A 13,273-nucleotide genomic window follows, 5' to 3' on the forward strand; every position below is an offset into this window, starting at 1 on the left:
GTTACATGTCTCCTTGTTGAATAGCTTGTAAAGGTTCTACTTTCTTAATCTGGATGCCTGAGAGCGTCGCGCCGATAAATCCGATGACCAAGAATAGGATCGATAAGAGAAGGGTTGTGTCCAGCGTTAGGTGGAACGGCATGCCTTCCGGTGCAATCAGGCTAAAGCCTTGGCTTAATGCCACGGACAAGACCAATGCGATGATCGTAATGAAGAACATTTGGGACCACATCATACGGAATAGCGTACTCGTTTTGACGCCGATGGCTTTCAAGATCCCGTATAGCCCGATTTTTTGGACGTTCATCATATAGAAGAAAATCGCGAACAACATCCCGCTGATGGCCACTAAGAACCAAATGATCATATTGAGGGACATTTGTTCTGCTTTATAGCTCGAAATGGTGTTGAGAAATTGGCTTGTGGAGAAGGATTGTAATCCTGTAATCGATGGCGCTTGATCTTGTGCCGGAATGAACAATAATTGCATGTTATTGACACGGTATATCTCTTTATAGTTGTCCATGTGGATAAAGGCGACAGGGGCATGACTGTATTTCTTCTGATCCACGAACCCGGTCACTTTGAATGTACCACTGAATTGATTATTCGTAAGGACATCTCCGACTTTAATGCCGTCTTTTTCCAAGGAGCGATCTAACACGATTTCGCCTGGAGCGACGTTCTCGAATAATTTGGAATCTGTTGAAGTGACGAATGCTACGCTATGCTGTTTGTCTTCCGCATCGTTCACAAAGCCCATCTGGATAGAAAAAGCCGCGGCATCTTTGTGGTCTTGTAAAGCTTGATCCTGCACGCCTGCATCTATTTTCGAAAGATTATAGGTTTCTTTCGCATCGGCATTCATATAGAAATGACCTTTAGGCAGATCTTTGATCAAGGCCGCATTATCTTGGGACAATCCATTGGCCAATCCCGATATGATAAAGGTTAGGAAACTCACGAGAAAAATAATGGACCCTAATATAATAAACTTCGCTTTGCTCTTCTTGATTTCTTTCCATGCCATATTCATGACAAACCCTCCATTTCTTTGGTACAGCTTGAGTATATGCTCTCTCTATGAACGGAGCATGAACGGAGAGTTACATGTTCTTGGTGATTGTGATGTTTAAACGGATGGTTAGCTCAAATTTCATTTGCATATATATAGCATATTAGGGATTAATCGAAGCTTGAACTATAGGTGGGTGGAATCGATGCAGATGCACCGTATGCGCAAAACGCCACTCGTTTTTGTTCCCGGGGTATTCGGGTCCAGGGGCGATATGATTATACCTGGGACCGGGAGATGGAGCTTTGGGGCGGCTGGGGCAATCTATGATCCGTTTGTTCGACAATTGGAACAGTTAGGTTATGAGAGGAATATTTCACTGTTCATTGCATTCTATGATTGGAGACAACCTCTTCCGAATGCTGCACAGACTTTTCTGGTTCATACCATTCAAGAAGCGAAACGAAAGACGGGTGCCAGACATGTGAATTTGCTTGGACATAGTATGGGTGGACTTGTGAGTAGAGCGTATGTGCAGAGTGATTATTATCAAGACGACGTAAACCAGCTTATTGTATTATGTTCTCCCAATGCCGGTTCGCCAGCTAATTATGCGTACTGGACGGGAGCGACCCTAGAGCATCATTCAGAAGCTCCTGTTAATGTTGTATCGCTCTACATGGATAGATACCTTAGTTATTTAACTCAGATCTCTCCCCTGAATCGGGTAGAGGCGATTCATATGTATTTTCCAAGTCTGTTAGATTGTGTGCCCTCTCAAGATTACGGAAATTATGTAATCGTGAATGCATCGGATTCGAAGAGATTTGTCCCCTACCAGACGTTGGGAGTCCAGAATCTATTTTTAGATGCGCTAAATAGGGATCAAGACATCCTGAAGCGGAGGAATATTGAGGTTACCTTGATTGCCGGGATGGGACATAACACGATTCAGTATCTCCAAGAGAATCATTGCCCTTTGACATTTGTATGGAATGCTGGTCCAGTCTGGGATACCGTTAATAGTGATGCAGGGGATGGAAATGTCATGATGAAGAGTGTTTTTACATTGGAAGGAGATCAACATGTAATAGAAGCGGGGCACATCGAAGCGCTATTCATCAGTGTTCCTCTTCTAAAAAAGAAGCTGACGTGATCCCGGAGTTATCCATCCCTAGAGGAGGATTGAAGGTCATTGCATAGCATACCGAAGCACCGAGGAAAGATTTTTCGCCTTGGTGCTTTTTCTTTGGTGCAAGAAAGGTTATAATCGAGAAAATGCTTTATTTTTTATATTTACTGGTATAAAAAAAGTTAATAAATACAGGAGGGGTTACTCATGGAAATAGGAATTAGCACATTTGTGGAAACAACGCCGGATGTTCAGACCGGTGAGTTGATTAGCCATGCACAGCGCATCCGCGAGGTTGTGGAAGAGATCGTACTTGCAGATCAGGTAGGGCTGGATGTCTATGGCGTAGGCGAGCATCATCGCAAAGATTATGCAGCCTCCTCCCCGGCCATTGTACTGGCTGCTGCTGCGTCACAGACGAAGCGGATCCGGCTGACAAGCGCGGTCACGGTGTTGTCTTCCGCCGATCCTGTGCGTGTTTTCCAAGATTTCGCAACCGTCGACGCGATTTCGAATGGACGGGCTGAGATCATGGCAGGACGGGGTTCTTTTATCGAATCCTTTCCGCTGTTTGGGTATGATCTGAAGGATTATGACGAACTATTCGACGAAAAGTTAGAGTTGTTATTAAAAATTCGAGAATCGGAGAAAGTGACGTGGAGTGGGACGCATCGACCAGCTATTCATAATTTGGGCGTGTATCCACGTCCGGTTCAGCATCCTTTGCCTGTATGGATTGGCAGTGGAGGCAATCAGGAATCGGTGATCCGTGCGGGATTGCTCGGATTGCCGCTCGTCCTCGCGATCATCGGAGGAAGTCCCATGCATTTTGCGCCGCTCGTGCAGCTCTATAAGAAAGCAGCTGCTCATGCAGGCCATGACGTATCGCAGCTGCCGGTTGCGTCACATTCACACGGGTTCATCGCGGAGAGTACCGAGCTTGCCGCCGATAAGTTCTTCCCTTCCACACAAGCCAGCATGAATGTGATTGGACGGGAGCGGGGTTGGGGGCATTATGACCGTGCAAGATACGATGCAGCTCGCGGCTTTGAAGGGGCGTTGTACGTAGGCGATCCGGAGACTGTTGCGCAGAAGATCATCAACCTTCGGAAACATGTAGGCATCACGCGTTTTATGCTGCACGTGCCGCTCGGCACCATGCCGCATGCGGATGTCATGAGAGCTATTGAACTGTTGGGAACCGAGGTGGCGCCGCGCGTTCGGGAGGAGATATCCCGATGGGAATCTGAGGGCGAAGCCGAGTAATCATCAGAGCTGGAGTATCTAATCTTCAGTCGTAAATAATAAAAAGCAATAAATGCAGTCCTATGGACGGCGTTTATTGCTTTTTGTGTATTACCCTTGAACGCTCTTGCTGCTGGAAGGAGGTATAGCTGGTTGCCGTACTACAGCATGAATGCTGGAGGCCATGCAGAATTGGGCGGTGTAATAGGTGGTCATAATGAGTACGTTAGAGAACGTGACAGGGGATACAAATAGATTCCAAGATAGGATCGAATCCGAGATCGTAAATAATAGGCTTCCGATGATCGCCCATGTCTGACCGGTCATGATGGCTGACCATGTCATCAATGAAATGACGGTAATGTAGAGTAGAACGGGCACGATTAGAGCTTCGTTGTGATCTCGGATCAACGCTTGAACAATCTCCCCACCGATGAAATATGCATATAGCCCAAGGGGGAGAATTGTTGCGAACCGAAGCTTCGAAAAGCGCCACCTGCTGAAAAATCCAGTCATATAGAACAGATGTCCGATCAGGAAGGCAGATAACCCAATCACGAACCAGTCTAACAGGCCATCGCCAAGCATACAGAAAAATAACCCGGCTAATAGCATGAAGTAATAACGTTGCTTCGACCGTGGAGCTTGCAGGAACGCATAGGTGATAATGAGCCACATTGGGATTAACTTGAATAAGAGTTTAACGGCATGTGGATCCGTCGGAATGACGAAAATATAGAGTAAACTCATGATCAGAATAAGTAAGGGCAATCGGAACTTATTCAATGCGCAGGCTCCTTTAGGATGGAATGCAAGGCTATTTGAGAAACATCTTAATTCGTTTCAGACCATTTTTGAGATGAGGATACCGAAAAGGAATATCAAATAAGGTGGTCTGTTTCAATATGCTCTTGCGGTGGGAGAACAGATCGAAGCTTCCCTTTCCGTGATAATTGCCGATTCCACTGCTGCCAACCCCGCCGAAAGGCAGGTACGGAGAGGTGAAATGATAGACCGTATCGTTCACGCAACCACCCCCGAAAGAAGCCTGAGTCAGCACTTGCTGCTGAATCTCTTTATTTTCGGAGAAGATATACAACGCGAGCGGTTTTGGGCGGTTACGGATTTCTTCAAGAACATATGCAATCGTGTCATATTCAAGAACAGGTAGTAGGGGGCCGAATATTTCTTCCTGCATGATTGCAGCATTCGCCGTGATATCGGTAAGAATCGTAGGTTCGATTCGTAGGGTGTCCCGATTGCTGTGGCCTCCTGCGATAACCGTGCCTTCATGAAGCATGGCTTCAAGCCGTGTAAAATGCTTATCACTCACAATCCGTGTATAGGACTCGTTATCGAGCGGGTTTGCTCCGTACAATTCTTGAATGGCGTCCTTTAAATGTATGATGAATGCCGCTTTAACCGATTGATGGACATAAATATAGTCTGGCGCCACACAGGTCTGGCCTGCATTCATGAACTTTCCCCAGGCAATCCGTCTCGCGGCCAACTTCAGGTTCGCATCCTTGTGAACGATGCAAGGGCTTTTGCCCCCCAACTCTAACGTGACCGGCGTCAGATGCTTGGCGGCCGCTTCCATAATGACTTTGCCAACGGAGATACTCCCCGTAAAAAAGATATAATCTGTCTTTTCGTTGAGCAGCGCTTGGCTTGTACCGACATCCCCCTGTACGACAGTAATATATTCCTCGTCATACGTCTCTTGGATGAGAGCAGCTAATACCTCCGATGTCTTGGGAGTAAGCTCGGATGGCTTGATGATCGCGCAATTCCCCGCGGCAATGGCACCAATAAGCGGCGCGATAGCGAGCTGAAAAGGGAAATTCCAAGGCGCAATAATCAAGACGACACCATAGGGCTCCGAATAAATGGTGCTTTTTGAACCCCAATGCGTGAGCGGCGTCTTCACTTTTTGGGGCCGCGCCCAGGTATGCAGATGTTTCAGGACGAAGCGAATCTCCTTCAAGACAATGCCAATCTCGGTGGAATACGCCTCAAATTCGGATTTATTCAGATCCGACTTCAACGCTTGAATGATGTGCTGCTCGTATTTTCGAATGGCATCCCCTAATTTGATCAGTGCATCCCTCCGATAGGCGAGTGACTTGGTCTGGTGCGTATCAAAGAAGGTCTTTTGCTTATCAATGAGGGTTGTATATTCATTTTTATGTAGGTTGGAGCTGAGATCCATGGTGGACATACCTATTCACTCCCGCAAAATCGTCATTTTTTTACTACTGAAGCCCATATTAACCTTACCATAAGCGGTCATGCCATGGGGGCTGTAACATAAATATAGCAGCGATATTGTGGGAGGGAAATGTGCGGTATGGGTAGCCTAGCGATTGAGGACGAACGCCGTATCCTTACGTATGTCCCTTACCACTTGCGAAGCGCGATGATGAACGATGCCAAAGCTGCAAGCGAGGCAATCGTCCGCACGTGATTCCACACCATCCATTGGGACAGGTATTGCGTCCATACGCGGGTTCCTTCGGCACTGCTGGGGTCCACGGCGGCTAAAGCATCGTTCAAGGGCACATTGCATACGACTGTAACCAGGAAGCTGCCTACGACATAGAGTGCACTGCCGACAAGAAGATAAGTCGTGGGAGTCGTGCCTAATTTGAAGATTGAATAGACGGCTAGAATCACAGAGGCCAGGGCGGTTCCCATAAACACCAAGCTGAATAAGGGATTTAGCACGGTGATATTGATGGATTGCATGGCAGCAATCCCTTGATCTGCCGGCAGACGGGCGAGCGCGGCCATGACGAATGTCGAAAAGGCAAAAAATAATCCAGCAACCAAACCAGAACCAAGGGCAGAAGCAAAAGTTAAACCAAAGAGAAAGTTACCGATGAGATCCAACCTCCTTTTTCGAGTAAGCGATGGGGCAATTCCCCATACCTACAGATTATTTTAAGAATAGAAAAATATGGAATATTAGTCAATTCCGAATGAAGAGATTCTTTGAAAATTTATATGTTGATTTAACGGCTCGAAAAGTGCTAAAATTTGCAAAATTGAAATCATTGGGAGGAAGATAGATTGTCAAATGAAATAAAGCGTTACATGGACGATCCAATGGTAGAAATTCCAGGGGGAGAAATAGAATTAAGAGACGATAGAATAAAAAGCAAATGGAAAGCTGAAATAAGACCGTTTCTTCTTGCTCGGTATCCTGTAACTAGGGGTCAATACGATGCGATTACAAATAAATCACCGTATTCTTATGACGGAGATCTAAAACCGGTTGTGAATATTTCTTGGAATGATGCAATTGCTTTTTGTAATCTACTTTCTGAGAAAGCTGGGCTGAAAGCGTGTTATTCGATAAATAATGAGGGTAACATCATTTGTGATTGGGAATCGGACGGCTATCGTCTTCCTTCAGAAGCAGAGTGGCAATATGCATGTAAAGCAGGCACGACGGGTTATAGATACGGAGAGATTAATAAGATTGCCTGGTATAATGAAAATTCTGGGGGCAAAATCCATGAAGTAGGAAGAAAGGAACCGAATGCATGGGGTCTGTATGATATGTTAGGGAATGTTTGGGAGTGGTGCTTTGATTTATATGATGAGCAAGTGTACGGCTCCTACCGAATTTTTCGGGGAGGCAGCTGGGCTGAAGAGGCCAGGGGTTGTGGGGCTTCGTGTCGTCGTCGCAGCCATCCGACATTTGGCATAGATGACCTTGGATTCCGTCTTGCCCGGTCTATTTAACTTTTACGAACAAGCCAACTGTAAATAAATAAACGAAATGGATAGAGTTTTAGATTACATCTGAGACGCTATCCATTCTTATTTCTGAGAGAAGGAGATTGACGATGATTCATTGGAATGAAGAAACTGTAATTGACGCAAATATAGAAAAGGTATGGAACCTGTTCGCACTGGAGAACATTCATCGCATTATGCCGCATGTCATTGAGAATGAAGTCATTGAACAGCATGAAGGCGTTGTCGGTACGAAGTATCGTCAGAAGTATAAACAGGGCAAGCGTGTTGAGACGTATATTGTTGAAGATCTGGCTTATGAGAATACACCGGACAAAAAACATAACACCATAGGTTTCACCTTAGCCAAAGCTTTTGAGATTAAGGCGTCATTTACACTCATAAAGATCGATGATGAGCATACCGAATTTAACTATAGCGGTCAAAATAGAGGAGTAAATTGGTTGGGTAAGCTGATGCTGAAGCTTGGGGGAACCCGAAATAACGATAAAGTCATACTTAACTTTATGGAACTTGTGCGGCAAGAAGCGATGAAAGACTTGTAATCTAGACGATCAAGGGATCGAAATGCCGGTTGATGGCGGTGTGACAGCGAAATAAGATCTTCATACGTAAGGCTCCGTCGCGACATTCGTGATGGAGCCTTTGTTTTGCAGGAGTATTTGACACCCAAGTATAACCGCGCTATAATATCTTTAAATAAAGATATTTAGTTAAAAAATAAATAGGATAGCTCAAAGAATCACATGCTATGAATTATGATTTCAACAGCATGTCCTTTCCTTTGTGAAAGACCAATCGAATGGAGGATGACAATATGAACGGTTTAAAAGGGATCCATCACGTAACAGCGATCACAAGCAGCGCGGAGAAGAACTATGCGTTCTTTACGAATGCATTAGGTATGCGCCTCGTGAAAAAGACAGTGAACCAAGACGATATACAGACATATCATTTATTCTTCGCGGATGACAAGGGCAGCGCGGGTACAGATATGACTTTCTTTGACTTCCCGGGGATTTCGAAGGGAACGCACGGAACGGATGAAATTGCGAAGACCTCCTTCCGTGTGCCGAGCGACGCGGCATTGGATTATTGGGTGCAGCGCTTCGATCGCCTGAATGTGAAGCATACGGGCATTCAAGCGTTGTTCGGCAAAAAGACGCTTTCCTTTGTGGATTACGATGATCAACAGTACCAATTGATCTCAGATGAGCATAATGAGGGCGTTCAATCCGGCACGCCATGGCAGAAAGGGCCCATCCCTTTGGATTATGCGATTACAGGCTTAGGACCCATCTTCGTCCGCGTCTCGGATTTCGATTTCTTCAAGCAAATGATGGAGGAGCTGCTCTTGTTCAAAGAGATCGCGAAAGAAGGTTCGCTTCATTTGTTCGAAGTCGGTGAAGGCGGCAATGGCGCTCAAGTTATTGTGGAACATAATGTCATTCTTCCGAGAGCACAGCAAGGCTACGGCACGGTTCACCATGCGGCATTCCGCGTCGAAGACCGCTCGGTGCTGGAAGAATGGATCAAACGTCTGGATCGTTATAAATTCCCGAATTCCGGATACGTCAATCGCCACTTCTTCGAATCCTTGTACGCAAGAGTCTCGCCGCAAATTCTATTCGAATTCGCGACGGACGGCCCAGGATTCATGGGTGATGAACCCTATGAGACACTTGGGGAGAAGCTGTCACTTCCGCCGTTCCTAGAAGCGAAACGCGAGTATATCGAGAGTGTGGTCCGTCCGATCGATACGGTGCGCAGTACGAAGGAATTTGTAAAAGAATAACGCTGCCATCTTTACCCAATTGGGATATTTTGATATTATGTTAGGAATATTCCAAATGCGTTGAAGAGAAGAGTAAATACATCGGATTTTGTAACAGAGAGCTCCGGCAGCTGAAAAGGAGTACGGAATCATGTATTGAACCAAGACTCTGAGCATCACATCGGACCTAGTATTGCGGGATGGTGTGACAGGGGCTCCTGTTATCGAGCTAGAGTATAAACACCGGGTTGTACCCGATGTCGTACTTGAAGAGGTTAATATGGCGACATATTAACGAATCTGAGGTGGTACCGCGAAATCCAAATCTCGTCCTCAAGACTACGGTCTTGGGGGTGGGATTTTTTTGTTGTGTCATAGCCATCGGAGATGGAACAATCTCGATTCATAAAGGAGCATTTCCATGAATAGGAAACAATTCTTAGAAAATTGGAAGTATCCTTCCATTTTATTGCTTGGCATCGGTATCTCGAACATAGGATCATGGATTTATTTTATTGCACTGAACTTGATCGTGCTGGATATGACGAAGTCGCCTTTTGCGGTATCGGTGCTGTATATCTTGAAGCCTATTGCGACACTGCTCACCAATCTGTGGTCCGGCAGTTTCATTGACCGTAGGAATAAGCGGAACGCCATGGCTTTACTTGATATGCTGCGGGCTGTTTTCATCGCGTTATTACCTATAATTTCATCCACATGGTATATCTATATGCTCGTCATTTTCATCAACATGGCTGATTCCATGTTCGGTCCCGCATCGATGACGTATATCACGAAGCTCATTCCGCAGGAAAATCGGCAACGCTTTAACTCGCTTCACAGCTTAATCAGCTCAGGAGCGTTTCTGATCGGCCCAGCTGTCGCTGGACTATTGTTCCTGCTGGGTTCGCCACTACTCGCCATATACATCAATGCAGCGGCATTATTGATTTCAGGTGTGATCACGCTTTTCTTACCGAACTTGGAGGAATCGACAATCGTCGGGCAACGTGAGTCAAAGCCGAAGATGTCATTCGCCGTCATCCAAGATGATTGGAAGGCGGTTATGCGGTTCTATCGCAGCCATGTTTATATTATGGCGATTTGCTTGCTGTTCGGGGGTGTTATGGTGGTCATGGCATCCGCTGTCGACTCACTCGAGGCTTCGTTTGCTACACTCGTGCTGCATTTGACTGAAAGTGAATATGGCGTACTCGTCAGCATCGCGGGAGCAGGGATTATTATAGGAGCGATGGTAAATACTTTAATTGTCAAAAAAATTGCGGTTTCATCGATGATCGGCATAGGTACAATCGGCGTATGCTTCGGTTATTTGATCTTTGCTGTCTCCCATACATTCTTTTTCGCGGGAGCAGGATTTTTCACGCTGGCATTCTGCCTGGCCTTTGTGAACGCAGGATTCGCGACCTTCTATCAAAATAATGTTCCCGTGGATATGATGGGGAGGATCGGAAGTCTGAACGGATTTATTCATGCCGTATTCATCATCTTGGCAACAGCCGCGCTTGGGCTTGCTTCCGAATGGTTCTCCTTGCGTATGGTCATCATCATCGGGGTGCTCGTGATGGTCGTGTTGGGGGCGATGTTATGCGCGTTCGTATTGCAGTCTTCGAAGAAACCTTATTATGTAACGGCATCAAGCCTTAAAGGATAAAATAACGAAATAACAGCCTCTTGCCAACGAATCTTAGGGTATAGAGGCTGTTGTTATGTGTGCTCATTTTTGTGCAAATGCACAATACATTTCGTCCGTTTTTCAATATTTTTATTCGGGTACAGACCTTATAATGAAAGCGTGTTCAACAAATGCATAGGGGGTATGACAGATGGATTTTACGATCAGTTGGATTGGAGCTCTTATAGGTCTTGGAATCGCGATCGTTTTGATACTAAGAAAGCTTAATCCGGTATATGCATTATTTCTAGGAGCAATTGTAGGCGCTTTAATTGGGGGCGCAAATTTAGAACAAACGATTAATGTACTTGTTAGTGGAACGCAAAGTGTCATGGGGACGGTCATCCGGGTTCTTGCCGCAGGTGTGCTGGCCGGGGTCATGATGGAGTCGGGGGCAGCCGAGACGATTGCACAAGCCATCGTGAAGAAATTCGGCGGGGGTAAAGCCATTCTCGCCTTAGCCTTAGCGACGATGATTATTACCGCAGTAGGCGTATTTATTCCCGTTGCCGTATTGATCGTTGCACCGATTGCCCTGTCTGTAGGGAACAAAATGGGGATCTCCAAAATCGCGCTGCTTCTTGCCTTATCGGGTGGAGGTAAAGCAGGGAATATCATTTCACCGAATCCGAATACGATTGCAGCAGCACGGGGATTTAACTTGGATTTAAGCCATGTCATGTTGGCGGGCATCATTCCTGCGATCTGTGGTTTGATTGTAACCGTAATCATTGCTTCAATGCTAAAGAATAAAGGCGTTATGGTATCGAATGAAGAAGCAGTAGATAACAATAAGGCCGATACTTCCAACTACCCGACGCTTGGCAAAGCCATTGTCGCTCCGGTTGTGGCCATCATTCTGCTTATGATTAATCCGATCGGCTCGCTCTCTGGAATTGAAGCACTTGCCAAATTCAAGGTGGATGCGATGTACATTCTACCGATTGCCGGTATTGTCGGCATGCTAGCGATGGGGCAAGGCAAGAAAATTTTGCAATATACTACATCCGGTATTAACAAAATGACAGCAACGGTATTGATCTTAATTGGTGCAGGCGGGATTGCAGGGCTGATCTCGGCATCTGACTTATCTACGCAGGTTGTAAGCTTGATCGAGGCTTCGGGTATCTCCGGAACCTTCCTAGCTCCAATATCCGGTATTCTGATGGCAGCCGCAACGGCTTCTACGTCGACGGGTGTTATCCTGGCTACAGGATCGTTCGGACAAGCGATTCTGAATATGGGTACGGCACCGCTCGCTGCAGCAGTGATGGTGCATACCGGGGCAACGGTCATTGACTCCTTGCCTCAAGGCAACTACTTCCATGTCACGGCGGACAGCATGAAGATGAGCATCAAGCAACGGATGGGGCTTATTCCTTACGAGGCCATTGTAGGTGGAACAATGACAATTGTTGCAACGTTAATCTACGGATTTCTGTTCTAATATAAGATATGGGGTGAGAAGATGAGAGAGAAAACATTTGTATTGGCACCGGACTCCTTTAAAGAGAGCATGACGGCAAAAGAGGTATGTATCGCGATGGAGCAGGGAATACGCAAGGTCTTCCCGACGGCTAATTATATTCATGTCCCGATGGCAGACGGCGGCGAGGGGACGGTACAGTCGCTTGTTGATGCTTCTGGTGGACAAATTCATTACAAAGAAGTCATGGGCCCCCTTGGACAGACGGTAACGGCCAAGTACGGAATTCTGGGCGACGGCCAGACGGCAGCGATCGAGATGGCCTCCGCGAGCGGCATTCATTTGGTCACGAAGGAAACCAAGAACCCACTCATCACGACGACCTATGGGACAGGGGAATTGATTCGGGAATGTCTGGATCAAGGGATCAACAAGATCATTATCGGGATCGGCGGAAGCGCGACGAACGACGGCGGAACAGGGATGGCGGAGGCGCTTGGTGCAAAATTCCTGGACGAGGAAGGCAATCTTCTTCCGCGCGGCGGGGGCCGTCTGGATAAGCTGGCTAGCATTGATATTTCCTCGCTTGACGAACGTCTCCAGCATGTCGAGATGATCGTAGCTTGTGACGTAACCAATCCGTTATGTGGAGAACATGGCGCGTCGCATGTGTTCGGCCCGCAAAAAGGAGCAACGCCTGACATGGTGCTTCAGCTGGACCGTAACCTTGCGCATTATGCGGAAGTCGTGAAGCAGCAGCTGGACAAAGACGTGCGGGATATCCCAGGCGCCGGCGCTGCAGGCGGTTTGGGCGCAGGATTGTTGATTTTCACCCAAGCTACGCTGCAAAAAGGTATTGAAATTGTGATTGAGTATACCGGCTTGAGAGAGAAGCTTGCCGATGCGGACTATGTGTTCACAGGCGAAGGCGGCATTGACTTCCAGACCAAATTCGGTAAGACCCCTTACGGTGTAGCGAAGGCAGCCAAAGAGGCCGACAAAAAAGTCATTGCGGTAGCGGGGTACATTGGAGAAGGCATTGAAGCGCTCTATACCGAAGGCATTGATGCCGTATTCGGCATTGTTCCTGGGGCGGCTGATTTGGAGAAGCTGTTGTCTGAGGGAGCACAGAACGTAGAGCGGACTTGCGAAAATATCGCGCGAGTTCTTCGATTCAGCGAATGAGAAATGGTATGACAAGAGCAGCGCCTCGAAGGTTT

Annotated in this window: 12 protein-coding genes and 1 other annotated feature; of the genes, 8 read left to right on the forward strand and 4 right to left on the reverse strand. The window is 46.7% G+C overall.

The genetic code is table 11. The features are described 5' to 3' along the window. Position 1: 1 nt before the first annotated feature. Positions 2 to 1,036: an ABC transporter permease gene (locus BVG16_RS08870; RefSeq protein WP_078498194.1), complete on the reverse strand. Its 1,035-nt coding sequence runs from the start codon at positions 1,034 to 1,036 to the stop codon at positions 2 to 4. A gap of 184 nt (positions 1,037 to 1,220) precedes the next feature. Between BVG16_RS08870 and BVG16_RS08875 the strand changes: the two genes are divergently transcribed. Continuing rightward, positions 1,221 to 2,171 carry an esterase/lipase family protein gene (locus tag BVG16_RS08875; RefSeq protein ID WP_078498195.1) on the forward strand — a complete coding sequence of 317 codons (951 nt, stop codon included), beginning with the start codon at positions 1,221 to 1,223 and terminating at the stop codon, positions 2,169 to 2,171. Positions 2,172 to 2,354: 183 nt separating this feature from the next. Beyond that, positions 2,355 to 3,413 carry an LLM class flavin-dependent oxidoreductase gene (locus BVG16_RS08880; RefSeq protein ID WP_078498196.1) on the forward strand — a complete coding sequence of 353 codons (1,059 nt, stop codon included), beginning with the start codon at positions 2,355 to 2,357 and terminating at the stop codon, positions 3,411 to 3,413. Between the two features lie 90 nt (positions 3,414 to 3,503). Here the strand turns inward: BVG16_RS08880 and BVG16_RS08885 are convergent, their stop codons facing one another. From BVG16_RS08885 to BVG16_RS08895, 3 genes are all read right to left on the reverse strand, one after another. After that, entirely contained in the window at positions 3,504 to 4,178 is a 675-nt protein-coding gene (locus BVG16_RS08885) for a lysoplasmalogenase (protein WP_078498197.1), read from the reverse strand. Between the two features lie 31 nt (positions 4,179 to 4,209). Continuing rightward, positions 4,210 to 5,613, reverse strand: coding sequence for an aldehyde dehydrogenase (locus BVG16_RS08890; RefSeq protein ID WP_078498198.1), 1,404 nt, complete (start codon positions 5,611 to 5,613; stop codon positions 4,210 to 4,212). 179 nt (positions 5,614 to 5,792) lie between these two features. Continuing rightward, a complete protein-coding gene (locus BVG16_RS08895) occupies positions 5,793 to 6,224 on the reverse strand; it encodes an anthrone oxygenase family protein (protein WP_233146942.1) in 432 nt (143 codons plus the stop codon). Positions 6,225 to 6,500: 276 nt separating this feature from the next. Between BVG16_RS08895 and BVG16_RS08900 the strand changes: the two genes are divergently transcribed. The 6 genes from BVG16_RS08900 (at position 6,501) to BVG16_RS08925 (ending at position 13,238) form a co-directional block, all read left to right on the forward strand. Continuing rightward, a complete protein-coding gene (locus BVG16_RS08900) occupies positions 6,501 to 7,142 on the forward strand; it encodes a formylglycine-generating enzyme family protein (protein WP_198957445.1) in 642 nt (213 codons plus the stop codon). A gap of 104 nt (positions 7,143 to 7,246) precedes the next feature. Then, positions 7,247 to 7,702: an SRPBCC family protein gene (locus BVG16_RS08905; protein ID WP_078498201.1), complete on the forward strand. Its 456-nt coding sequence runs from the start codon at positions 7,247 to 7,249 to the stop codon at positions 7,700 to 7,702. Positions 7,703 to 7,974: 272 nt separating this feature from the next. After that, positions 7,975 to 8,952 (forward strand): ring-cleaving dioxygenase, encoded by a 978-nt coding sequence (locus BVG16_RS08910; protein ID WP_078498202.1) that lies wholly within the window; start codon positions 7,975 to 7,977, stop codon positions 8,950 to 8,952. 51 nt (positions 8,953 to 9,003) lie between these two features. Beyond that, positions 9,004 to 9,269, forward strand: a binding site (T-box leader). Positions 9,270 to 9,352: 83 nt separating this feature from the next. Further along, entirely contained in the window at positions 9,353 to 10,606 is a 1,254-nt protein-coding gene (locus BVG16_RS08915; RefSeq protein WP_078498203.1) for an MFS transporter, read from the forward strand. A gap of 172 nt (positions 10,607 to 10,778) precedes the next feature. Then, the gene (locus BVG16_RS08920; RefSeq protein ID WP_078498204.1) at positions 10,779 to 12,074 is read left to right on the forward strand and encodes a GntP family permease; all 1,296 of its coding nucleotides are present in this window, start codon (positions 10,779 to 10,781) and stop codon (positions 12,072 to 12,074) included. Positions 12,075 to 12,095: 21 nt separating this feature from the next. Next, positions 12,096 to 13,238, forward strand: coding sequence for a glycerate kinase family protein (locus tag BVG16_RS08925; protein WP_078498205.1), 1,143 nt, complete (start codon positions 12,096 to 12,098; stop codon positions 13,236 to 13,238). The last annotated feature ends 35 nt before the right edge of the window (positions 13,239 to 13,273 follow it).

This window comes from Paenibacillus selenitireducens, assembly GCF_002021565.1.
Taxonomy (GTDB): domain Bacteria; phylum Bacillota; class Bacilli; order Paenibacillales; family Paenibacillaceae; genus Paenibacillus_K; species Paenibacillus_K selenitireducens.

Bases quoted from the DNA above. Each gene is read 5' to 3' on its own strand.
- BVG16_RS08875 (WP_078498195.1), top strand. From the start codon at position 1,221: ATGCAGATGCACCGTATGCGCAAAACGCCACTCGTTTTTGTTCCCGGG.
- BVG16_RS08880 (WP_078498196.1), top strand. From the start codon at position 2,355: ATGGAAATAGGAATTAGCACATTTGTGGAAACAACGCCGGATGTTCAG.
- BVG16_RS08890 (WP_078498198.1), bottom strand. From the start codon at position 5,613: ATGTCCACCATGGATCTCAGCTCCAACCTACATAAAAATGAATATACA.
- BVG16_RS08915 (WP_078498203.1), top strand. From the start codon at position 9,353: ATGAATAGGAAACAATTCTTAGAAAATTGGAAGTATCCTTCCATTTTA.
- BVG16_RS08905 (WP_078498201.1), top strand. From the start codon at position 7,247: ATGATTCATTGGAATGAAGAAACTGTAATTGACGCAAATATAGAAAAG.
- BVG16_RS08870 (WP_078498194.1), bottom strand. From the start codon at position 1,036: ATGAATATGGCATGGAAAGAAATCAAGAAGAGCAAAGCGAAGTTTATT.
- BVG16_RS08920 (WP_078498204.1), top strand. From the start codon at position 10,779: ATGGATTTTACGATCAGTTGGATTGGAGCTCTTATAGGTCTTGGAATC.
- BVG16_RS08910 (WP_078498202.1), top strand. From the start codon at position 7,975: ATGAACGGTTTAAAAGGGATCCATCACGTAACAGCGATCACAAGCAGC.
- BVG16_RS08900 (WP_198957445.1), top strand. From the start codon at position 6,501: ATGGTAGAAATTCCAGGGGGAGAAATAGAATTAAGAGACGATAGAATA.
- BVG16_RS08925 (WP_078498205.1), top strand. From the start codon at position 12,096: ATGAGAGAGAAAACATTTGTATTGGCACCGGACTCCTTTAAAGAGAGC.